At 28.8% G+C, this 23266-nt stretch carries 23 protein-coding genes; 13 read left to right on the forward strand and 10 right to left on the reverse strand.

The window, feature by feature from the left end; all coding sequences use genetic code 11:
- Positions 1 to 45: 45 nt before the first annotated feature.
- From gmhB to gmhA, 4 genes are read left to right on the forward strand one after another with little or no spacing between them, the layout of a single operon-like run.
- Entirely contained in the window at positions 46 to 606 is a 561-nt protein-coding gene (gmhB, locus tag ELQ10_RS01235) for a D-glycero-alpha-D-manno-heptose-1,7-bisphosphate 7-phosphatase (RefSeq protein ID WP_002878815.1), read from the forward strand.
- Positions 607 to 1560, forward strand: a complete 954-nt coding sequence (rfaD, locus tag ELQ10_RS01240) for an ADP-glyceromanno-heptose 6-epimerase (RefSeq protein ID WP_134250075.1) — start codon at positions 607 to 609, stop codon at positions 1558 to 1560.
- Positions 1553 to 2938 (forward strand): D-glycero-beta-D-manno-heptose-7-phosphate kinase, encoded by a 1386-nt coding sequence (gene rfaE1, locus ELQ10_RS01245; protein WP_134250076.1) that lies wholly within the window; start codon positions 1553 to 1555, stop codon positions 2936 to 2938. The genes rfaD and rfaE1 overlap by 8 nt, the downstream gene beginning before the upstream one ends.
- Positions 2935 to 3495 (forward strand): D-sedoheptulose 7-phosphate isomerase, encoded by a 561-nt coding sequence (gene gmhA, locus ELQ10_RS01250; RefSeq protein ID WP_020836830.1) that lies wholly within the window; start codon positions 2935 to 2937, stop codon positions 3493 to 3495. Before rfaE1 ends, gmhA begins: the two co-directional genes overlap by 4 nt.
- On the opposite strand, the gene waaF is transcribed toward gmhA, so the two are convergent.
- Complete coding sequence (gene waaF, locus ELQ10_RS01255) at positions 3476 to 4435, reverse strand: lipopolysaccharide heptosyltransferase II (RefSeq protein ID WP_134250077.1); 960 nt, start codon at positions 4433 to 4435, stop codon at positions 3476 to 3478. The genes gmhA and waaF overlap by 20 nt on opposite strands.
- 58 nt (positions 4436 to 4493) lie before the next feature.
- On the opposite strand from waaF, the gene ELQ10_RS01260 reads away from it, so the two are divergent.
- Together ELQ10_RS01260 and ELQ10_RS01265 are read left to right on the forward strand one after the other, a co-directional pair.
- On the forward strand, positions 4494 to 5303 hold the full coding sequence (locus tag ELQ10_RS01260) for a glycosyltransferase family 2 protein (protein WP_134250078.1): 810 nt from the start codon (positions 4494 to 4496) through the stop codon (positions 5301 to 5303).
- A 55-nt stretch (positions 5304 to 5358) separates the two neighbouring features.
- On the forward strand, positions 5359 to 6189 hold the full coding sequence (locus ELQ10_RS01265; RefSeq protein ID WP_134250079.1) for a glycosyltransferase: 831 nt from the start codon (positions 5359 to 5361) through the stop codon (positions 6187 to 6189).
- On the opposite strand, the gene ELQ10_RS01270 is transcribed toward ELQ10_RS01265, so the two are convergent.
- Genes ELQ10_RS01270 through ELQ10_RS01285 form a run of 4 tightly spaced genes read right to left on the reverse strand, consistent with a single transcriptional unit; the run spans position 6186 to position 9873 of the window.
- Entirely contained in the window at positions 6186 to 6845 is a 660-nt protein-coding gene (locus ELQ10_RS01270) for an acylneuraminate cytidylyltransferase family protein (protein ID WP_134250080.1), read from the reverse strand. The genes ELQ10_RS01265 and ELQ10_RS01270 overlap by 4 nt on opposite strands.
- Positions 6842 to 7960, reverse strand: coding sequence for a UDP-N-acetylglucosamine 2-epimerase (gene neuC / locus ELQ10_RS01275; protein WP_134250081.1), 1119 nt, complete (start codon positions 7958 to 7960; stop codon positions 6842 to 6844). The genes ELQ10_RS01270 and neuC overlap by 4 nt, the downstream gene beginning before the upstream one ends.
- Positions 7957 to 8997 carry an N-acetylneuraminate synthase gene (neuB, locus tag ELQ10_RS01280; protein ID WP_002870496.1) on the reverse strand — a complete coding sequence of 347 codons (1041 nt, stop codon included), beginning with the start codon at positions 8995 to 8997 and terminating at the stop codon, positions 7957 to 7959. Before neuB ends, neuC begins: the two co-directional genes overlap by 4 nt.
- On the reverse strand, positions 8998 to 9873 hold the full coding sequence (locus ELQ10_RS01285) for an alpha-2,3-sialyltransferase (RefSeq protein ID WP_134250082.1): 876 nt from the start codon (positions 9871 to 9873) through the stop codon (positions 8998 to 9000).
- Between the two features lie 88 nt (positions 9874 to 9961).
- On the opposite strand from ELQ10_RS01285, the gene ELQ10_RS01290 reads away from it, so the two are divergent.
- The gene (locus ELQ10_RS01290; protein ID WP_134250083.1) at positions 9962 to 10867 is read left to right on the forward strand and encodes a glycosyltransferase family 2 protein; all 906 of its coding nucleotides are present in this window, start codon (positions 9962 to 9964) and stop codon (positions 10865 to 10867) included.
- Here the strand turns inward: ELQ10_RS01290 and ELQ10_RS01295 are convergent.
- The 5 genes from ELQ10_RS01295 to waaC all read right to left on the reverse strand — a co-directional run bounded on the left by ELQ10_RS01295 (position 10853) and on the right by waaC (position 16588).
- Entirely contained in the window at positions 10853 to 11896 is a 1044-nt protein-coding gene (locus tag ELQ10_RS01295) for a beta-1,4-N-acetylgalactosaminyltransferase (protein WP_002870498.1), read from the reverse strand. The genes ELQ10_RS01290 and ELQ10_RS01295 overlap by 15 nt on opposite strands.
- A gap of 69 nt (positions 11897 to 11965) precedes the next feature.
- A complete protein-coding gene (locus tag ELQ10_RS01300) occupies positions 11966 to 13135 on the reverse strand; it encodes a glycosyltransferase family 2 protein (protein WP_134250084.1) in 1170 nt (389 codons plus the stop codon).
- A gap of 3 nt (positions 13136 to 13138) precedes the next feature.
- Positions 13139 to 14686, reverse strand: coding sequence for a glycosyltransferase (locus ELQ10_RS01305; protein WP_134250085.1), 1548 nt, complete (start codon positions 14684 to 14686; stop codon positions 13139 to 13141).
- Positions 14683 to 15570, reverse strand: coding sequence for a lipid A biosynthesis lauroyl acyltransferase HtrB (gene htrB, locus ELQ10_RS01310; protein WP_134250086.1), 888 nt, complete (start codon positions 15568 to 15570; stop codon positions 14683 to 14685). The genes ELQ10_RS01305 and htrB overlap by 4 nt, the downstream gene beginning before the upstream one ends.
- Positions 15560 to 16588: a lipopolysaccharide heptosyltransferase I gene (waaC, locus tag ELQ10_RS01315; protein ID WP_134250087.1), complete on the reverse strand. Its 1029-nt coding sequence runs from the start codon at positions 16586 to 16588 to the stop codon at positions 15560 to 15562. Before waaC ends, htrB begins: the two co-directional genes overlap by 11 nt.
- 66 nt (positions 16589 to 16654) lie before the next feature.
- Between waaC and ELQ10_RS01320 the strand changes: the two genes are divergently transcribed.
- From ELQ10_RS01320 to pglJ, 6 genes are read left to right on the forward strand one after another with little or no spacing between them, the layout of a single operon-like run.
- Entirely contained in the window at positions 16655 to 17449 is a 795-nt protein-coding gene (locus ELQ10_RS01320; RefSeq protein ID WP_134250088.1) for a 3'-5' exonuclease, read from the forward strand.
- Between the two features lie 57 nt (positions 17450 to 17506).
- Entirely contained in the window at positions 17507 to 18493 is a 987-nt protein-coding gene (galE, locus tag ELQ10_RS01325) for a UDP-glucose 4-epimerase GalE (protein ID WP_002874249.1), read from the forward strand.
- Positions 18487 to 20181 carry an ABC-type lipopolysaccharide transporter PglK gene (pglK, locus tag ELQ10_RS01330; RefSeq protein ID WP_134250089.1) on the forward strand — a complete coding sequence of 565 codons (1695 nt, stop codon included), beginning with the start codon at positions 18487 to 18489 and terminating at the stop codon, positions 20179 to 20181. Before galE ends, pglK begins: the two co-directional genes overlap by 7 nt.
- Positions 20178 to 21257: a GalNAc-alpha-(1->4)-GalNAc-alpha-(1->3)-diNAcBac-PP-undecaprenol alpha-1,4-N-acetyl-D-galactosaminyltransferase gene (gene pglH, locus ELQ10_RS01335; protein ID WP_134250090.1), complete on the forward strand. Its 1080-nt coding sequence runs from the start codon at positions 20178 to 20180 to the stop codon at positions 21255 to 21257. Before pglK ends, pglH begins: the two co-directional genes overlap by 4 nt.
- Positions 21250 to 22179 (forward strand): GalNAc(5)-diNAcBac-PP-undecaprenol beta-1,3-glucosyltransferase, encoded by a 930-nt coding sequence (pglI, locus tag ELQ10_RS01340; RefSeq protein WP_002870505.1) that lies wholly within the window; start codon positions 21250 to 21252, stop codon positions 22177 to 22179. Before pglH ends, pglI begins: the two co-directional genes overlap by 8 nt.
- A complete protein-coding gene (gene pglJ, locus ELQ10_RS01345; protein WP_134250091.1) occupies positions 22167 to 23264 on the forward strand; it encodes an N-acetylgalactosamine-N,N'-diacetylbacillosaminyl-diphospho-undecaprenol 4-alpha-N-acetylgalactosaminyltransferase in 1098 nt (365 codons plus the stop codon). Before pglI ends, pglJ begins: the two co-directional genes overlap by 13 nt.
- Positions 23265 to 23266 lie beyond the last annotated feature (2 nt).

The following is a 23266-nucleotide window of genomic DNA, read 5'->3' on the forward strand; positions in this document are numbered from 1 at the left end:
TTATATATCTTTATTTTTAATAAAAATCTTAAGAAATTAAAGATAATGTTTATTTTCTTTTTAAAAAAGCTATATTATAATGTTTTTATGAAAACAAAAGCATTATTTTTAGATAGAGACGGTGTGATTAATATAGATAAAAAATATGTCTATAAAATAGAAGATTTCGAATTTTGTGATGGAATTTTTGAACTTTGTAGATATTTTTTGGCTAGAAATTATTTGCTTTTTATAGCGACAAACCAATCAGGCATTGCAAGAGGATATTATAAGGAAAGTGATTTTTTTAAGCTTTGTGATTATATGCTTAAAGAATTTGCCAAGCAAGATATAAAAATTGATAAAATTTATCATTGTCCGCATTTAGAAGGTTGTGAGTGTCGCAAACCTAAAGCAGGCATGCTTTTAAAAGCAAAAGATGAGTTTGATTTGGATATGAAAAATTCTATCTTTATCGGAGATAATCTAAGTGATATGCAAGCAGGATTAAATGCTGATATTGGCACTTTGATTTTAGTGAATGAAGAAAAAAAAGAAGGTGATTTTTTTAGACAATTTAAAAATTTAAAAGAAATTTTGAGCTTTTTTAAAGAAAAGGACATTTAAATGAAAATAGCAATCACAGGTGGCGCAGGGTTTATAGGTTCGCAACTGGCTTTAAATTTACAAGAAAAACATGAAATTTTAATCATTGATAAAATGCGTAGTAGTGCGACTTTTGAAAATGGAAATTTGCAAAGTTTTGGGCATTTTAAAAATTTACTTGAATTTGATGGAGAACTTTTTGCAGGCGATATTAATGATGAAAAAGTTTTAAAAAAGATTGAAGATTTTAAGCCAGAGATTATTTTTCATCAAGCAGCAATTTCAGACACTACGGTTTTTGATCAAACTAAGGTTTTGCAAACCAATTTAAATACTTTTAAAGATTTTATAGAACTTAGCATAGATCTTAATGCAAAGCTTATTTATGCAAGTTCAGCTTCGGTTTATGGTGATGCAAAAAGCCCGCAAACTGTAGGTAAAGATGAAGAACCAAAAAATCCTTATGCTTTTTCAAAATTGATGATGGATAAGTTAGCGAAAAAATACTATGATAAAGCCCATTTAGTAGGACTTAGATATTTTAATGTTTATGGAAAAGGCGAATTTTATAAAAACAAAACCGCTTCTATGGTTTTACAATTTGGCCATCAAATTTTAGCAGGAAAAAATCCACGCTTGTTTGAAAGAAGTGATCAAATTTATAGAGATTTTACTTATATTAAAGATGTTATTAATGCCAATTTAATCGCCCTTGATTCAAAATGCGGGGTTTATAATGTAGGCAGTGGTAAAGCAAGAACCTTTCAAGATATAGTCGATATTTTGCAAAAAGAGTTAAAGACTGATTTGCCTTGCGAATATATCCCAAATCCTTATGTAAAATCTTATCAATTCCACACTGAAGCAAAACTAGATCAAACTTGGGATTATCAGCCAAAATTTAGCCTTGAAGAGGGTATAAAAGATTATTTAGGCGAGATAAAAAGACTTTTTGAAAAGGAAGTAAATGCTTGAGTTTTTAAGTCAGCAAAAACCTAAAATTTTAATTATAGGGGATTTTATGGTGGATAATTACACTTGGTGTGATTGTTCGCGTATCAGTCCTGAAGCTCCTGTTTTGGTAGCGAAAACCCTTAAAGAAGATAAAAGATTAGGCGGGGCTGCGAATGTTTATGCAAATTTAAAAAGCTTGGGAGCTGATGTTTTTGCGCTTGGTGTTGTGGGTGATGATGAGAGTGGGAAATTTTTACAAGAAAATTTAAAAGGAGAATTTTTGATCCAAAAAGGACGCAAAACTCCTTTTAAAAATCGCATTATGGCACATAATCAGCAGGTTTTAAGACTAGATGAAGAAGATATAAGTGAGATTTTGCTTGAAAATGAGCTTATAGCTTTGTTTGATGAAAAGATTAAAGATTTTAAAGCTGTGGTTTTAAGTGATTATGCCAAAGGTGTTTTAACCCCTAAAGTTTGCAAGGCTGTGATAAAAAAGGCTAAGGCTTTAAACATCCCTGTTTTAGTTGATCCTAAAGGCAGTGATTTTAGCAAATACAGTGGTGCAACCTTACTCACGCCTAATAAAAAAGAAGCTTTAGAGGCTTTGAAATTTGAAAATTTAGAGGGTGAAAATTTAGAAAAAGGGATTAAAAAATTAAAAGAAGATTTTGCTTTGCGTTATTCTATCATCACTCTTTCAGAAGCGGGGATCGCACTTTTTGATAAGAGTTTAAAAATCGCACCTGCTAAAGCCTTAGAAGTTTATGATGTAACAGGGGCGGGCGATAGTGTGATCGCCGTTTTGGCTTTTTGTTTGGCAAATGAGATTGAAATTTTTAAAGCTTGCGAACTTGCCAATGAAGCTGCAGCCGTTGTAGTGAGTAAAATAGGTAGCGTGAGTGTGAGTTTTGATGAGATTAAGAGTTTTAATCGTGTGGATTTTGAGAAAAAAATCAAAAGCAAAGAAGAACTTTTAACGCTTTTAAAACAAAATGATAAAAAGATTGTTTTTACAAATGGTTGTTTTGATATCGTGCATTTTGGACATATAAAATACCTTGAGAAAGCTAAAAGATTGGGCGATGTTTTAATTGTAGGTTTGAACTCAGATGCGAGTGTGAAAAGACTCAAAGGTGAGAGTCGTCCTGTAAATTCAGAGTTTCAAAGAGCTTGTATGTTGGCAGCTTTTTATTTTGTGGATTTTGTAGTGATTTTTGATGAAGATACACCTTTGGAACTTATAAGCTTTTTAAAACCTGATATTTTGGTTAAAGGGGCTGATTATAAAGATAAAATTGTTGTGGGTGCAGATATCGTTTCAAAGGTTGAATTAATCGACTTTGAAGAAGGATTTAGTACCAGCAAGATCATAGAAAAGATTAAGGATAAAAAATGATAAATTTAGTGGAAAAAGAATGGCAAGAGCATCAAAAAATCGCTCAAGAAAGTGAAATTTTAAAAGGACAAATTGCTAAAGTAGGGGAGCTTTTGTGTGAGTGCTTAAAAAAAGGTGGTAAAATTTTAATCTGCGGAAATGGTGGGAGTGCAGCTGATGCCCAGCATTTTGCAGCTGAACTTAGTGGGCGTTATAAAAAAGAACGCAAAGCTTTAGCAGGCATAGCACTTACAACCGATACTTCAGCACTTAGTGCTATAGGAAATGACTATGGCTTTGAGTTTGTTTTTTCAAGACAAGTGGAAGCTTTAGGAAATGAAAATGATGTTTTAATCGGTATTTCAACCAGTGGAAAAAGCCCTAATGTTTTAGAAGCTTTAAAAAAAGCAAAAGAACTTAATATGCTTTGTTTAGGGCTTAGTGGAAAGGGTGGTGGAATGATGAATAAGCTTTGTGATTATAATCTTGTTGTACCAAGCGATGATACAGCTAGAATTCAAGAAATGCACATTTTAATCATACACACACTTTGCCAGATCATCGATGAGAGTTTTTAAGTAAATTTCTAGCCTCTTCTATAACCCTTTGAGGCTTTAGATCTTTCATGCATTTGTGGTGTTTTAAAGGGCAGGTTTTTTGCATACAAGGCATACAAGCTAGATCTAAATGCACTAATTTTGCGTTTTCATTTTGCCAAGGTGAAGTTTGGGTAAATTTTGTAGGGCCAAAAATAGCTACGGTTTTTACCTTATAAACTGCACTTATGTGCATAGGACCACTGTCGTTTGTGATGAAAAGATCACAAAAAGCGATATTTTGACAAAGGGTTTTGATGGTGGTTTTATTGCAAAGATTTTTTACTTTTATGTTTTGTTCTTTTAAAATTTGATAAATTTCATTACAAAGTTCTTGTTCGGCTTTTCCTGCGCCAAAGATTAAAATCTCATGACTTTGGCTGAAATTTAAAGCCACTTTAGCAAAATAACTCGCATCCCATCTTTTTGCACTTCCAAAGCTTGCGCCAGGGTTGAGTCCTAGAATTTTTTTACCATTTTTTAAGACAAGAGGGTTTTGAAATTTTAGCTTAAAGGGAAGCTTTAAGTCTTTAGAATGAGCTTTTATACTAAGTGAGTTTTCTATAAAATAAAGGTATTTTAAAACTTGATGTTCTTCTTTGTGCTTGTTTTTTTCAAAAAAATATCTTTGTTTTATTTTAAGAATATGTAAGATAATCTTAGAAGAAAACGCAGATCTAAAAGCAAAGCTAAAATCGATCTTACCAAGTTCTTTGCGTAAAGATAGGGCTTGTTTATAGCGAGATTGTTTATTTTCTATGATGATTTTAGAATTAGGAAATTCTTTAAAAAGTGCTGTGGAAACCAAAGAGCCATAAAGGATAAATTGAGCATTTTTAAAATGTTCTTTTATAGCGTATAAAGCAGGTGAAGCCATCACCGCATCGCCTAGCCAAGTGGGAAGATGTATAAAAATTTTCATAAATTTCCTAAACTTTGATAGAATTGTTTTTATTATTTTAACAAAATTTAGGAAAAATATGCCACAACTTTCGATCATAATCCCGCTTTTTAATTCTTGCGATTTTATTTCAAGGGCTTTACAAAGTTGTATAAATCAGACTTTAAAAGATATTGAAATTTTGATTATTGATGATAAAAGTAAAGATAATAGTTTAAATATGGTTTTAGAATTTGCCAAAAAAGATCCAAGGATAAAAATCTTTCAAAATGAAGAAAATTTAGGCACTTTTGCAAGTAGAAATATAGGAGTTTTGCATTCTAGTTCTGATTTTATAATGTTTTTAGATAGTGATGATTTTTTGACACCTGATGCTTGTGAAATAGCATTTAAAGAGATAAAAAAAGGTTTTGATTTGCTTTGTTTTGATGCCTTTGTGCATAGAGTAAAAACCAAACAATTTTATCGTTTTAAACAAGATGAAGTTTTTAATCAAAAGGAATTTTTAGAATTTTTAAGCAAACAAAGGCATTTTTGCTGGTCGGTTTGGGCGAAGTGCTTTAAAAAAGATATCATCTTAAAAAGTTTTGAAAAAGTTAAAATAGATGAGCGTTTGAGTTACGGTGAAGATGTGCTTTTTTGTTATGTTTATTTTATGTTTTGTGAGAAAATAGCTGTTTTTAAAACTTGCATTTATCATTATGAATTTAATCCAAATGGAAGATATGAAAACAAAAATAAAGAAATTTTAAATCAAAATTATCAAGATAAAAAGAAAAGCAATGAGCTAATAAAAAAGCTTTCTTTAGACTTTGAAAATGATACCTTTCATCAAAAATTACTTGAGATTTTAAAGAAAGAAGAGTTGGATTTAAAAAATAGAATTTAAGATTAAATTTTATATAATTAAATTTTTCGTATTTTTTAACACTAGAAGGCTAATAATGACTGAAATTTCAAGTTTTTGGTATACCCCTAAAGGCTATAAGGGCATAGGTTTGATGGAAATTCTTACGATTAAATCTTGGCTTGATAATGGATATAAATTCCATCTATATACTTATAATTTAAATGATAGAATCTTTTTAAAATTCCAAGAATTGTTTGATAATTTTACACTTAAAAATGCAAATGAAATCATAGCTTTTGAAGAATATTTTAGTGATGATAGGGGAGCTGGAGTAGCTGCTTTTTCAGATTTTTTTAGATTTAATCTACTCTATCTCAGGGGGGGGGTATGGGTAGATTTAGATATGGTGTGTTTAAGCCCTTATGATTATCATGAAAAAGGATATATTTTTTCTAAGGAAATTGATGATGATCCTAACAAAGCTAGAATTACAACTTCATTACTTAAATTTCCAAAACAAAGTGAATTTGGAAAATTGCTTATAGAAGAAGCAAAGAAGATCGTAAATAATAGAAAAACCATCCCTTGGGGAGTCATAGGACCTTGGTTTTTGGCTAAATGGGTTAAAGAATGTGATTTGGAAAAATATGCCTTAGATTATAAGGATACTTGTCAAATTCCATGGAAAAATGCTAGAGATTTTATAGATAAGAAAAAAACTTTTGATGAAAATAGACCTTGTTTGCATTTATTTTCTGAAATGTGGAGAGTTAATAAAATGAATAAAAATACTTTTTATGACAATGGAATTTATAGCAAACTTTTAAACAAGCATAAAATATTTGATTTATGTAAGAAACTGGATTATAAGCCTCATTTTTCTTTATTTTCATTATTAAAAAATTTTAAATGGAAAAATATTTAATTTAAGTTTTCAGCTTTTTTTAAATCCTCTAAACAATCAATATCTAAACTTGAGTTTTCATCCATTAAAAAATGCTTGGTTTTGCTTTGTAAAAAGCTAGGATTGTTTAAAAATTCTTTTATCTTTAAAATATAAATTGCACCATTGCTCATATAAGTTTTAGGCAATTTTTGCCTTGGCATAAAAGGATATTCATCATTACAAATCCCTGCTAAATCGCCACAATCATTACAAACAAAGGCTTTTAGAATTTTATTATCACATTCGCTTACGCTAATTAGGGCATTTGCATTGCTATTTTTATAAAGATTAAAAGCTTCATCAATATGAATATTTGTTCTTAGCGGCGAAGTGGGTTGTAAAAAAACTACATCTTCATAATCTTTATAAAATTTTAGAGCATGTAACAGCACTTTATCGCTTGTGGTATCATCTTGCGCAAGGCTAATTGGGCGTTTTAAAATATCAACATTTTGACTTTTTGCATAATTTAAAATTTCATCACTATCACTGCTTACAACAACTTTACTAATGCTTTTAGTATTTAGTGCAGCTTTAATGGTGTAATAAATTAAAGGTTTATTATTTAATAAAACCAAATTTTTATTTTTAATACCCTTTGAGCCACCACGAGCAGGGATTATTGCTAAGCTCATTTTATATCCTTAAAAACTTTTTGTGTGCTAAGTTTAAAAAATTCTCCGCTTTGCAAATATTCAAAAAATAATTTTGAGCTATCTAAAATCTCTAACTTAGCGCTAAATAAATCTTGTTTTTTATGAATGGTGTTAATAGCTTTTAGTATTTCATCACTATTTGCATTAACTTTTAGTGTATTTTCATTGCCAAGTCTTCCATTTTGTCTTGAGCCAACTAAAATCCCTGCTGTTTTTAAGTATAAGGCCTCTTTTAAAATACAACTTGAATTACCTATTATAAAATCAGCATTTTTTAACAAAGTTATAAAATACTCAAATCTAAGCGATGGAAAAAGCTTAAATCTAGGGTTATTTTTAAGCTCTTCATAGCTTTGCAAGATTAATTCAAAGCCTAAATCATTATTTGGATAAATAACAATATAATTTTTGTTACTTTGTATCAGTGCTTTTACTAAATTATCTGTTTGATTTTTAATGCTAGTAATTTCAGTTGTAACAGGATGAAACATAAGTAAAGCATAGTTTTCATAATTTATATCATAATATTTTTTTGCTTCATTAAGTGAAATTTTATTATCGTTTAAAAGTTCTAAATCAGGCGAACCTATGATAAAAATAGATTTTTCATCTTCTCCAAGTTGGATTAAACGCCTTTTTGCAAACTCATCATTTACTAAATGAATATGTGCTAGTTTTGATATAGCGTGGCGCAAGCTATCGTCAATAGTTCCTGAAATCTCTCCACCTTCAATGTGTGCTACTAAGATATTATTTAATGCTCCAACAATAGCTGCTGCTAAAGGCTCGATTCTATCTCCATGCACTACGATTAAATCAGGTTTTAGCTCATTTACATATCTTGAAAATCCATCAATTGTAGTAGCTAAAGCCTTATCGGTTTGATAATATTTATCATAATTTATAAATTCATAAATATTTTTAAAGCCATTTTTATAAAGCTCTTTAACTGTATAGCCAAAATTTTTGCTTAAGTGCATTCCTGTTGCAAAGATGTAAAGCTCAAATTCGCTTGAGTTTTGCACCCTGTACATTAAAGATTTAATCTTAGAATAATCAGCCCTAGTACCTGTTATAAAAAGGATTTTTTTCACGCAAAATCCTCATAGCTTAACTGAGTATCATTTTCTATATCTCTTAATGCTTTTTTGCCTAAAATATTTTCAAATTCAACCGCACTAATTCCACCAAGTCCAGGTCTTTTAACCCAGATATTGTCCATAGATAAAACTTCGCCTTTTTTAATATCTTTAATACTAACTACGCTTGCAAAGGCAAAATCAATTGTAACTTGTTCTTGCTTAGCTGCTTTTTTGCTTTCATTATTTCCTCTCATTATAGCCATTTGCTCACTTTGCATAATTAGCTCTTTTAAAGCCTTTGTATCCATAGAACAAACTATATCAGGGCCACTTCTATCCATACTATCAGTAAAATGTCTTTCAAGCACACAAGCACCAAGTGCAACCGCACCTAAACACGCAAGATTATCTGTTGTGTGGTCGCTTAAGCCTACCATGCAAGAAAATTCTTTTTTTAATTCAAGCATAGCGTTTAATCTTACAAGATTATGTGGGGTTGGGTAAAGATTGGTCGTGTGCATTAAAACAAAGGGAATTTCATTGTCTAATAAGATTTTTACAGTTGGTTTTATACTTTCAATGCTATTCATTCCTGTGCTAACTATCATAGGCTTTTTAAAGGCTGCTATGTGTTTAATAAGCGGATAATTATTACACTCACCTGAACCAATCTTAAAAGCACTAACTCCCATATCTTCTAAGCGGTTTGCACCTGCACGAGAAAAAGGTGTGCTAAGATAAACAAGACCTAATTTTTCTGTGTATTCTTTAAGTGCTAGCTCATCTTTATAATCTAAAGCACATTTTTGCATAATCTCATAAATGCTTATTTTTGCATTACCAGGAATTACTTTTTTAGCGGCCTTACTCATCTCATCTTCAACGATGTGGGTTTGATGCTTTATAATCTTAGCACCTGCGCTAAAGGCTGCATCTACCATAATTTTAGCTAGTTCTAAACTGCCATTATGATTAATGCCTATTTCAGGCACGACTAAGGGTGCTTTTTCTTCACTTATGATTATATTTTGTATTTTTATTTCTTTCATTTATTTTCCTTTGAAATAATGCTTTATATCACTAGGTAATCTTAATAGATCTTTTATCAACTTGTAATAAACATTTTCTTTAATTTTTATTTTTTTAAAATTAATATTTTTTGAAAATTTTCCATAAGCCTCACTAGAAGGTATGAGTATATCTTTAGTGTAGTTATTTTTTTCTTGTATGATAAAATTTGAATTTAAATTTGGCGCTAGTTCTATAAAATTTGCTAAAAGACTATTAGGACATAAGCAATATAGTTTTATTTTGTAAGTTTTTTCTAGAAATTCTAAAGCTTTTATATCTGTATTTTTACTATGTCCGATATAGCGTGAGCGATCATTTTTAAAATCAGGGGCTAGTTTTAAAAGATTTTCTTGTTTGGTATCAAAAGCATAAGATGACCCATTTTGATAAAAATCAATTCCCGAAAGATAAATTTCTTTGTATCCTAGGGCTATGGCTACTGCACACATATAGATTCCTGAGGTAATTCTTTGATTGAAATAAATTTCGTGAAATTTAAAATAAGCATTAAATTCTTTAAGTTGTTTAAAAAAATCATATCCCAAATGAGCATCAGGAAAATAATCGTAAAAAGTTTTTACAAAATTTTCATTTTCTAGATGAGCTTGGTTGTAATTAGAACACATAATTAGTTCGGTCTCATATTCTTGATTTTGGATTAAATGTTTTAAAGTGTAGTATTGCTCAAAGAAGAAATTAGGGGTGTAAAACACTGCTTTGCATTTTTTACCAAGATAGTATTTATCTTCAAAATAAAATTGATTACATCTAAATACATCAAAATCATTTGGTAGCCTTGAATAATCAATTTCTTTTAAACTTGGTCCATTTCCAGCAATAATAACTTTTTTCATGATTATTTTCCATCAAGATTTATTTTTAACGATTTTATCAAAATAGATTTTATGTTATAATTAAATTATAATAAAATAAGGAATAAATATGTTTAAAATTTCAATCATCTTACCAACTTATAATGTGGAACAATATATAGCAAGGGCAATAGAAAGCTGTATCAATCAGACTTTTAAAGATATAGAAATAATTGTAGTTGATGATTGTGGAAATGATAATAGTATAAATATAGCCAAAGAATACTCTAAAAAAGACAAAAGAATAAAAATAATCCACAATGAAAAAAACTTAGGTCTTTTAAGAGCAAGATATGAAGGTGTGAAAGTAGCAAACTCTCCTTATATAATGTTTTTAGATCCTGATGATTATTTGGAACTAAATGCTTGTGAAGAGTGTATAAAAATTTTAGATGAACAGGATGAAGTTGATTTAGTGTTTTTCAATGCTATTGTTGAAAGTAATGTTATTTCATATAAAAAGTTTGACTTTAATTCTGGTTTTTATAGCAAAAAAGAGTTTGTGAAAAAAATTATTGCAAAGAAAAATTTATATTGGACTATGTGGGGGAAACTTATAAGAAAGAAATTGTATTTAGAAGCTTTTGCGAGTTTAAGACTCGAGAAAGATGTTAAAATCAATATGGCTGAAGATGTATTGTTATATTATCCAATGTTAAGTCAAGCTCAAAAAATAGCATATATGAACTGTAATTTATATCATTACGTGCCTAATAATAATTCAATTTGTAATACTAAGAATGAAGTGCTTGTTAAAAATAATATTCAAGAGTTGCAGTTGGTTTTAAACTATTTAAGGCAAAATTATATTTTAAACAAGTATTGTAGCGTTCTTTATGTGCTAATTAAATATTTGCTATATATTCAAATATATAAAAAACAAAGAACAAAATTAATGGTTACATTGTTAGCTAAAATAAATATTTTAACTTTAAAAATTTTATTTAAATATAAAAAATTTTTAAAACAATGTTAAGAATATTTTTTTTAGAGTTTCTTTTGAAATCATAGAAGGTTCTATTTTATGATTAATATTTTGTAAATAGAATTTTTTAAATTCTTCAATACTTATCCAATTATATTTATAAATATCTTGAGCTCTATGTTTTTTTAAAAAAGGAAAATGATAATTATTTAATTCAGTGTGAAATAATATCCTGTGTTTATACTTTAATTGCTCTAAAGAGTGTATATTTGAAGAAAAACTTTGTTTTGTTGCTTTTTTCCAATTGTTATTGATTCTGTCAATTAATACTTCTTTCCATTTTAAGTTATAATTATTGATAAGCAAGCAATCTCCTGGTTCTTTCAATATATTGCCATTATTATCTTTACAAAGAAAAAAATTATCATTAAAATAGTGAATATCAACCCTTGAATAACTAACTACATCATATTTGTTTTTTGGTATATAGAAGCTTTTATAAAGTTTTTTAGCATCATAGATATGATCTACATCTATTTTTATAAGCCACTCATCTTTTGGTATAAAACTTGCAACATAATTATAATAGCTATAGAGTTTATTTTCTTCTGATTTTGGGTTTTGAATTTGAATTTCATAAGGATATTTTATTGGTATAAATGAAGGATATTGTTTGCAAAATTCTAGAATTATTTCTTCACTTCCATCGGTACAATCATTATATCCTATAACACCTCTTTGGATAGCAGGCAATATGCTTTCAAGAGAAGCTTTTAAGGTAATAGCTTCATTTTTTACTCGTATAAAAGCCCAAGGATTCAAAGGAGATTTTGGATCTTTAGATTTTTCATCATAATTAAAATATCCTTTATGCCCCTCCCGTATAATAGCTTTATTAAGTTTAATTAAATCTTCATTGTTGTATTTATTAATTTGCACAAGAGTTTTTTTTGGTAAATAAGAATCGATTTTATCTCGTTGTATGTTTTTTAGTAAAAATGTTTTTTTTATTTTATGTCTAATTTTTCTAAAAGGGATGAATAAGCAAATTATTTTCACAAAGTATGATTGAAATAGCATATAAAATATTTTCTCCTATAATTATAGTGATTATACCTAAAAATTAATTAATTTTTTATATTTTTATTATTAAATATTTTTTATTTTTTGCCAAAATTTCCAAATATCATAAGGAAGTTTTGTTTGAATAAAAGGTTTAATTAAAACTAATTGTTCCTTTAAATTTAAAGGATCTTTTTTAAATTTTTTAATCATTAAAGCTTTTTTGGCATAGCAAGGTAAAAATGTTTCTTTTATAGCAAGTGCATTTTCGTTTTTTTGATCTTTAAAAAATTCTATCAATTTTAAAGCAGTTATAACCCTGCTTGCTGCTTTTAAATAATTTTTTGCTTCCTTAGCGTTTTCCCCGAAAGTTTCATATATATCTTTAAAATACTCTGACACATTTGCTTTTGTAATCTTCTTATCATGATTTGATATACTGTTTGCTCTTAAACGACACAAATACAACTTTTGTGATAAAACATAAATTTTATTAGCACTAGCAAACAAAATTATCCCAAAGTGTATATCTTCATTGATAATAAAATTTATAAATTTAAGTTTAATTTGCTTTAAAAAATTAAAATCAATCATTCCATTCCATCCAAAAGAAATATCTCTAGATCCTACACTTAATGCTCGATTTGCATATTCTTTTGGAGTGATTATACATTCTTTTTTAAAATCAAAAATTTCCATCCTTGTTTTTTTGTGCTTATTTTTTATATTGTCTTCATAGGTGCAATCATGGTCAAACCACAATACATCCACATTTTTCATTCTTATAACGCATTCTTCTATACAATTTAATTCCCAATAATTATCACTATCTAAGAATATAATATAATCTATACTAGGGTAAGTAAAATTGGTTAAATCTTTTTCATTATTAAAAGCTTGAGAGCTTTTATATGCTTTATATATATTATAAGGATTATTACCATCCAATTGAAATTCTATTAAAGAATTTTCTTTTATATGTTGAGTTTTGTTTTTTAATTTATATTCCCCGCTAAAGTATTCTATACCTATATTTCTAGCTGAACTTAAACCCCCATTTTTCTTATCAAAAAGAGTTATTCTTTTATCTTTTAAGGTATATTCTTTTGCAATATTGAGTGAGTGTTCATCTGTGCTACCATCATTGACAAGTATGATTTCTAAGTTAGTATAAGTTTGATTGATAACACTATCTAAACATTCTCTTAAATATTTTTCTACATTATAGATTGGTATAACTACACCTATTTTCTTCATGTTTTATCTCCAAGAAATCTTTTTATTTTTGATGGTATCTAAATAAATTTGATGATTGCTTTCAAGCATTTTTTTGCTATTTTCTTTGTGATAAATATGATAAGCAATAGCTTTAAATTTTAAGCGTCTAAAAATACCTTTATTAAATAAAAATCTAGCAACAAATTCACTATCTTCTCTACCCCAACCAATAAAATTTTCATTAAAACCATCAAGTTCATCAAAATCAGCTTTAAAAAAACTCATATTGCAACCCCTAATACCTTTAATAAGAGTGGTTTTTTTAAAGATTTTTTCATCTTTTTTTGAAAGACTGTAAAATATTTTAGCTAAAAAAGAATTTTTAGAACTTTTAAAATCTTTTTTATTAAAAATTATACGATAATCATCTTTGTTTAAAATTTCTTCGCTTTCTTTTTTATTTAAAATTACTCTTGAACCTTGTAAAAAAAGCTTTCTTTGTGCAAATTCTAAATGTTCTTTTATGAAATCTTTTTCCAAAATCATATCACCATCAATAACTATTATATATTCACTATCAGCGTTTTTTATAGTTTTATTGCGACTTTTACTAAGTTTAAACCCTTCATCTTCTTGCCAAATGTGTTTTAAAGGACAAGGAAAATCTTTTTGATATTCTTCAATAAGCCTTGCTGTATCTTCTTTGCTACCATCATCTGCGATTAAAACTTCATTGGGTAAAAAAGCTAGATTTTTGATACTGTCAAGTACGAGCTTAAGCCGTTCTTTTTGATTATAAGTTGTTATTATTAAAGCGCAACTTTGTGGTTTTTGTCTTTGAAGTTCATATAGTTTCATGTATTTAAAAAAAGTTCCCAATGCAGAACAAACGCTAATTATAAAACCCTTATAACCATATAAAAAGCCATTTTTTAAAAAATAATTCCTAAAAAAAGTCCAAAAAACCCTTAAATTTGCTTTTAAAACTCCACTTTTTTTGTGCATATTTTGTTTTGCCCAAAGGCTTGAGTAGTGCTGCATTTTATCAATTAAGTGAGAAATATCCCTAAATGCATAATGCTTTAATCCATTTTTAAGATAAATTTTTTTAGCATTGCTTGGTAGAATAAGACTTTCATGTACTAAATTATCATTAAAACGAGTGAAATTTTTATTAAAAATTCTTAAAACATAATCAGGCCACCAGCCACATGCCTTTATCCATTCGCCTTTATAGAGATTTTTACGACTAAGTGCAATGATATCTTCTTTTTCAAATTCTAAGTTTTTAAGTTCGTTAATACACTCATTTTCAAGTACTTCATCAGCATCAATGCTTAAAATCCAATCATTTTTTGCATAGCTTAAAGCAAGGTTTTTTAAAGCTCCAAAACCTATAAAAGCACTGTGGTAAATGTGCAAATTAGCAAAATCTTTTTTAAATTCATTAGCTATATTTAGGGTATTATCAGTGCTTTCATTGTTAAGTAAAATAATTTCATCAAAATCTTTTAAAGAATTTAAGCACTCAAGCAAAGTTTGCTCAGCATTTTTTACGATGATAATAACGCTTATTTGCTTTAGATTCATTTTACATCCTTGTAAATTTCCTCATTATAACTTGCAAAGCGTTTATGGAAAAAAAAGTATTCCCAAGGTCTTTTTTTAATCATTTCTTCGCAACTTTGTGCTTGATAAAGTGTCAGTTCTTCTAAACTTGCATTTTGAGAATCTTTTGCTTTAAAAAACTCTATGCAAAATTTACCATCTTCTTTATAGGCATAAACAGGGATGATCAAAGCATTGCTTCTTTGTGCGATAAGGCTTGCTCCCATTTGATAATTCACTTCTTTGTTAAAAAATTTTAATCTTACGCTTTCGTTTTCTGCGCAGTCTTGATCGGTTAAAATTCCTAAAGTTCGCCCCTTTTTTAGGGCACTTAGCATTTGTCTTATACCGCCTTTTTTGTCAATAAGCTCTATGTTAAATTGGGTGCGATTTTTACTTAAAATTTCATACATAACTTCGCTTTTTAACTTTTTCCCTACTATAGAAATCGCACCATATTTAGCTGCATAAGCAAGGCTTAAAATTTCCCAGTTTCCATAGTGTGCAGTTGTGAAGATAATAGGACGCTTTAAAGCTAGAGCGTCTATAAGAAAATTTTCATTGATAAAATTTACTTTATTGAGAATTTTTTCTTTGGTGGTGTTTTGATTTTGTAAACAATCAATTCCAAATTGAGCAAAATTTTCATAAATTTTCAAAGATAGTTTATCGCGTTCTTTTTGAGTGTATTGAGGAAAACAGATTTGCAAATTTATATCGATGATCTTGCGATGTTTTTTGTTAAGATAAAAAGTGATTCTTGCTACAATCAAAGCTAAAAAATGCAAGATACACTCAGGCATAAAAGTAACAAAAAATTTCAAAATATAATAAAGACTAAGATATATTCTATCACTATTTTTCATTAAGTAAGCCTTTGGCAAGTTTGAAGATATCTTCTTCTTCTATACGCGTGATACAAAAATCACTTTTATCGATATGCTTGGCATTTTGGATTTTTTTACCTGCATCAATGATTTTATTGATATGAGTTTGAAAAGCATTGCGGTAGCTTGGTGTTGCACCAAAAATCGTAATAGATGCCTTATTTAAAGCAAAAGCCAAATGTGTTGGGCCGCTATCATTTCCTATGATAAGATCCATCATTTTTGTAAAAGCCATTAGTTCTTCAAGGCTGAATTTTGGCGCTAATTCTATATGTGTTTCATCAATACCACTAAGATTTAAAACCTCTTTAGCAAATTCGTATTCTTTTACATTTCCCCAAGCGAGCCAAATTTTTGCTTGTTGAAATTCATTGATTAAAAGTTTGCAAAGTATAGCAAGTTTGGTTTTAGGATAGATTTTATTTTCTACACTTGAACCCACGTGTATGAGTATGTTTTTTTCGTTTTTGTCGAGCTTGAGTTTATTGTTTAAGAGTTGTTTTAAATTTTCATCTACGCTAAAAATATCTTGTTTAAAGGCTAAATTTTTGACATTAAAATCAGTATTTAACATAAAGGAGGTAAGACTTAAGTATCTTACAAATACATTTTCATTGTAATCTAACTCAAGTTTTTGGTTGTAGAAATTATGAGCAAAACTTTCTTTAAGACTATTTTTATCAAAACCAAAATTATTTCTACTTAAAATTCGACTTACAATAGCAGATTTTATAAGCCCTTGTAGATCTATTACTGCATTATAGTTGTTTTTTCTTGCTTTAAGAAGAATTTTTAGGCTTTTTAAAATTTTTTTGTCTTTTAAGGGCAGGGCATAGAGTTTGTCTATTAAAGGATGGTTTTTAAGTATGCCTTCAAATTTTTCATCTACAAACCAATGAATTTCTATATCTTTTTTAAAATTTTTGATAAATTGCAAAACCACGGCATTTTGGATAATATCACCAAGTGCTGACAAACGAACAATTGCTATTTTCATTAAAAGCCTAATATTTTAAAATTTTTGCTATGATTTTAGCGAAATTATTTAAAAAAAGGTTAAAAAATGGCAAAAAATGAAGGTTATATTTGTGTTTTTGATTGTGAGAGTGTGCCAGATGTTGAGCTTATCCGTAAAACTTTAGGTTTTGAAGGAAGTGATTTAGAAGTAAGTTTAAAAGCACTTCAGTGGCAAAAAGAACAAAGCGGGAGTGAGTTTTTGCCTTTGCCTTATCATAAAATCATCAGTATTTGTGCGGTTTTAAGTGATAATTTTGGAAAATTTATCAAAGTAAATAAAATTGATGGGCAAAATGAAAAAGAAATGATTGAGAATTTTTTTAATTTTATAGAAAATTATGAGCCAAAATTAGTCAGCTTTAATGGTAAAAATTTCGATATGCCTGCTCTTGTTTTAAGGGCTTTAAAATACAATTTAAAAGCAGCAACTTATTTAGATACTCAAAGCGATAAATGGAATAATTATAAAACAAGATTTTCAGAATTAAAACATTGTGATTTATTAGAATCCTTAGGATCTAATGGGCGTGGAATAAAGCTTGATACACTTTGCTCTATGGTGGGTTTGCCAGGAAAATATGATGTGCATGGCGATGAGGTGATGAAACTTTTTTATGAAAATGAACTTGAAAAAATTCACGAATATTGTGAAAGTGATGTTTTAAATACCTATATGCTTTTTTTAAAATATGAATTTATTAAAGGTAATGTTAGTGAAGAAGATTATGTTGATTTTCTTTCTTATATGAGAGATTTTTTGCGTGAAAAAAAATCAGATCGTTCTTATACAGAAGTTTTTGCAAAAGCTTGTGAGAGTGAAATTTCAAAAGTTCGATCTTAAGTATTTAAGAAAATATATTAAAATTTATTTTTGACATTTTTAAAAAAAGGAATGATGATGAAAATTCTTATTAGCGGTGGCGCAGGTTATATTGGTTCTCATACTTTAAGACAATTTTTAAAAACAGATCATGAAATTTGTGTTTTAGATAATCTTTCTAAGGGCTCTAAAATCGCAATAGAAGATTTGCAAAAAATAAGAGCTTTTAAATTTTTTGAACAAGATTTAAGTGATTTTCAAGGTGTAAAAGCATTGTTTGAGAGAGAAAAATTTGACGCTATTGTGCATTTTGCAGCAAGCATTGAAGTTTTTGAAAGTATGCAAAACCCTTTAAAATATTATATGAACAACACTGTTAATACAACAAATCTCATCGAAACTTGTTTGCAAACTGGAGTGAATAAATTTATATTTTCTTCAACGGCAGCCACTTATGGCGAACCACAAACTCCTGTTGTGAGCGAAACAAGCCCTTTAGCGCCTATTAATCCTTATGGTCGTAGTAAGCTTATGAGCGAAGAAGTTTTGCGTGATGCAAGTATGGCAAATCCTGAATTTAAGCATTGTATTTTAAGATATTTTAATGTTGCAGGTGCTTGCATGGATTATACTTTAGGACAACGCTATCCAAAAGCGACTTTGCTTATAAAAGTTGCAGCTGAATGTGCCGCAGGAAAACGTGATAAACTTTTCATATTTGGCGATGATTATGATACAAAAGATGGTACTTGCATAAGAGATTTTATCCATGTAGATGATATTTCAAGCGCGCATTTAGCGGCTTTGGATTATTTACAAGAGAATGAAAGCAATGTTTTTAATGTAGGTTATGGACATGGTTTTAGTGTAAAAGAAGTGATTGAAGCGATGAAAAAAGTTAGCGGAGTGGATTTTAAAGTAGAACTTGCCCCACGCCGTGCGGGCGATCCTAGTGTGTTGATTTCTGATGCAAGTAAAATCAGAAATCTTACTTCTTGGCAGCCTAAATATGATGATTTAGAGCTTATTTGTAAATCTGCTTTTGATTGGGAAAAACAGTGTTAAAAAAACTTTTTTTTATTTTAAGCAAGGAAGATAAAAATTTTTTATTTTTCTTGCTTGTTTTTTCAGTATTTGTTTCTTTTATAGAAACTTTTGCAATTTCTTTGGTAATGCCTTTTATCACTTTGGCTAGTGATTTTTCTTATTTTGATCGTAATAAATATTTAATCAGCCTAAAAGAATATCTTAATATCCCTGTTTTTGAAATCATTGTTTATTTTGGAGTGGGGCTTATTGTTTTTTATGTGTTTAGAGCTTTGTTAAATGCGTATTATTTTCATCTTTTGGCAAGATTTTCTAAAGGGCGTTATCACGCGATTGCTTATAAGGTTTTTTCTAAATTTTTAAATATTAATTATGAAAAATTTACTCAAAAAAATCAATCTGAAATTTTAAAGTCCATTACAGGGGAAGTTTATAATCTAAGCACTATGATTTCATCATTTTTACTTTTGATGAGTGAAATTTTTGTAGTGCTTTTGCTTTATGCTTTAATGCTTTTGATTAATTATAAAATCACTTTATTTTTAAGTATTTTTATGGTATTAAATGCCTTTATTTTAGTGAAAATTTTAAGTCCTATCATTAAAAAAGCAGGACTAAAACGTGAAGAAGCGATGAAAAATTTCTTCGAAATTTTAAATACAAATTTAAATAATTTCAAATTTATCAAGCTTAAAACCAAAGAAGATGGAGTGTTAAGCCTTTTTAAAGCACAAAGTGAAGCTTTTTCTAAAGCGAATATTACCAATGAAAGCGTAGCTGCAGTGCCTAGAATTTATCTTGAAGGAATAGGTTTTTGCATACTTGTTTTTATCGTGGTATTTTTGGTTTTGAAAAATGAAAGTGATATTTCAGGTATTTTATCCACGATTTCTATTTTTGTCTTAGCGCTTTATCGCTTAATGCCAAGCGCAAATCGTATTATCACAAGTTATCATGATTTGCTTTATTATCATTCTTCTTTGGATATTATTTATCAAAATTTAAGACAAGAAGAAGAAAATTTGGGCGAGGAAAAATTAAGCTTTAATCAAGAGCTTAAAATTTGCAATCTTAGCTTTGGTTATGAGGGAAAAAAACATTTATTTAAAAATCTTAATTTAAACATTAAAAAAGGCGAAAAAATCGCTTTTATAGGGGAGAGTGGTTGTGGAAAAAGTACCTTAGTAGATCTTATCATAGGGCTTTTAAAACCAAAAGAAGGGCAAATTTTAATTGATAAGCAAGAATTAAATGCAAGTAATGCAAAAAATTATCGCCAAAAAATAGGCTATATTCCGCAAAATATCTATCTTTTTAATGATAGCATAGCTAAAAATATCACTTTTACAGATGCGGTTGATGAAGGAAAACTTAACAGGGTTATCAAACAAGCAAATTTAGAGCATTTTATAAAAAATTTACCTCAAGGAGTGCAAACAAAAGTAGGTGATGGGGGGAGTAATTTAAGCGGGGGACAAAAACAACGCATAGCTATAGCAAGAGCTTTATATCTAGAGCCTGAAATTTTAGTGCTTGATGAAGCAACTTCTGCGCTTGATACTCAAAGTGAAGCAAAAATCATGGATGAAATTTATAAAATTTCTAAAGATAAAACCATGATTATTATCGCACATCGCCTTTCTACGATAACGCAATGTGATAAGGTTTATCGTTTAGAACACGGTAAGCTTAAGGAGGAGAAATAATGAAAATAAGCTTTATTATCGCAACTTTAAATTCAGGAGGCGCTGAGCGTGTTTTAGTAACCTTGGCTAATGCACTTTGTAAAGAGCATGAAGTAAGTATTATTAAATTTCATGCAGGAGAATCTTTTTATAAGCTTGAAAATGAAGTTAAAGTTACAAGTTTAGAACAATTTAGATTTGACACGCTTTATCATAAAATCGCAAGTCGTTTTAAGAAATTTTTTGCTTTAAGAAAGGCTTTAAAAGAAAGTAAGGCTGATGTTTTTATTTCTTTTTTGGATACGACTAATATTGCTTGTATTGCTGCGAAAATAGGGCTTAAAACTCCACTCATTATAAGTGAGCATAGCAATGAGGCGTATTTAAAACCTAAAATTTGGCGTTTTTTAAGAAGGGTAAGTTATCCTTTTTGTGATGCTTTAAGTGTGCTTGGAAGCAGTGATAAGGTATATTATGAAAGATTTGTAAAAAGGGTTAAGCTTTTATTAAACCCTTGTCATTTTAGCGATGAGATTCCTTTTGATTCTAGTTTTGAAAAGGAAAATTTGGTTCTTTTTATAGGGCGTTTAGATTACAACAAAAACCCTGCAATGTTTTTAAAAGCTATAGTGCATTTGGATAAAAATTTGCAAGAAAATTATAAATTTGTTATAGCAGGAGATGGAGAGTTAAGGCAAGAACTTGAATATAAGGTAAAATCTTTAGGAATAAAAGTTGATTTTTTAGGACGCGTTGAAAATGTCAAGACTCTTTATGAAAAAGCAAAAGCACTTTGCCTTTGTTCTTTTGTAGAGGGTTTGCCAACGGTTTTAATTGAAAGTTTGTATTTTGAGGTTTGTAGAATTTCAAGTTCTTATTATAATGGTGCTAAGGATTTGATCAAAGATAATCATGATGGACTTTTGGTAGGTTGTGATGATGAAATAGCACTTGCTAAAAAACTTGAACTTGTTTTAAATGATGAAAATTTTAGAAAAGAACTTGTAAATAATGCCAAACAAAGGTGTAAAGACTTTGAAATTTCTCATATCAAAGAAGAATGGCTTAAGCTTATAGCCGAGGTTAAAAATGCCTAAACTTTCTGTTGTAGTACCAACTTTTAATCGTCAAGTTTTGTTAGAAAAGGCTATTAAAAGCATACAAAATCAAGATTTTAAAGATTTAGAAATTATTATAAGTGATGATAATTCTAGTGATGATACTAAAAGTGTGGTGCAAAATTTACAAAAAGATGATGATCGCATTAAGTATTTTTTAAATCAAAATTACAAACAAGGTCCAAATGGCAATAAAAACAATGGCTTAGATCAAGCAAGTGGCGAGTTTGTAACTTTTTTAGATGATGATGATGAGCTTTTATCTGGGGCTTTAAGTACCTTGATGCAAAAAGCAAATGAGGGTTATGCTCATGTTTTTGGAAATTGTTTGATAGAAAAAGAAGGAAATTTAAGCAAGGAATTTAGCGGCAAGGGCTTGGAAAAAGATAGCGAAATTTCTAAAAAAGATTTTTTAATGGCTAAATTTAGCGGAGAGTTTTTTTCTGTTTTTAAAAAATCTCTACTTGAAAACAAGCGTTTTAATGAAGAATTTTATGGCAATGAAGCCACCCTTTGGGTAAATTTATACAAGGAAAAAAGTTTTTATATCCATAAAGCTTTTAGGATTTATAGGATTTATAGGCAAGATAGCGTGACTTTAGGGGCGAGTAAAAATGCTTATAGAGTGTATTTGGGATATTTAGAGCTTGCTAAAATTTTAGAAAATGAACTTAGAATGAGTAAGGATGAAGATTATAAAAAAACTTGTGCGAGTTATTATAAAATGGCAGCTTATTATGCAAAACTTGCAAAAAATTATAAAGCTCTTTATAAATGTTTGTTTAAAAGCCTGAGTATAAAAATCAACGCTCCTGCTTTGATATTACTCATTTTAAGTATAATTCCAAATAATATGATTGAAAAATTATCAAAAATTCGGGTGGCTTTATGCAAAAATTAGGCATTTTTATTTATTCTTTAGGAAGTGGTGGTGCTGAAAGAGTTGTGGCGACTTTATTGCCTATTTTAAGTTTGAAATTTGAAGTGCATTTGATCTTGATGAATGATAAAATTTCTTATGAAATTCCAGAGTGTCAAATTCATTTTTTAGAATGTTCAAAACCTAGTGAAAATCCTATTTTGAAATTTTTAAAACTACCTTTTTTGGCTTTAAAATACAAAAAACTTTGCAGAAATTTAGGCATTGATACAGAATTTGTTTTTTTAAATCGACCTAATTATATAGCTTTAATGGCAAGAATGTTTGGAAACAAAACTCGCCTTGTGATCAATGAATGCACTACACCAAGTGTGATGTATATGAAAAATAATTTTAATTCTTTGGCAAATAAATTTTTAATTTCTTTACTTTATCCAAGGGCTGATTTAATCTTGCCTAATTCTAAAGGAAATTTAGAAGATTTAGTGCAAAATTTTAGTATAAATCCAAAAAAATGTGAAATTTTATACAATGCCATCGATTTAGAAAACATAGAGCAAAAAGCTCTTGAAGATATAGCTTTAAAAGATAAATTTATTTTAAGTGTAGGCAGGCTTGATAAAGGTAAAAATCATGCTTTATTAATTCGTGCTTATGCGAGATTGAAAACAGATTTAAAGCTTGTGATTTTAGGTGAAGGTGTGCTTAAAGATGAGCTTTTAGCTTTGATTAAAGAATTAAATTTAGAAGAAAAGATTTTGCTTTTAGGATTTGATAATAATCCTTATAAATACATGGCTAAATGTGAATTTTTTGCTTTTGCTTCTGTGTTTGAAGGTTTTTCAAATGTTTTAATTGAAAGCTTAGCTTGTTCTTGTGCGGTAGTTTGCACTGATCATAAAAGTGGTGCAAGAGAGCTTTTTGGAGATGATGAATTTGGACTTTTAGTAGAAGTAGATAATGAAAACTCCATGTTTCAGGGTTTAAAGACTATGCTTGAAGATGATAAATTAAGAAAAGCGTATAAAAATAAGGCTAAAACTAGGGCTAAGGCTTTTGATAAAGTAAAAATTGCACGTGATGCTTTGAAATATTTATTAGGATAAAA

Source organism: Campylobacter sp. US42a (assembly GCF_004379055.1).
Lineage (GTDB): Bacteria > Campylobacterota > Campylobacteria > Campylobacterales > Campylobacteraceae > Campylobacter_D > Campylobacter_D jejuni.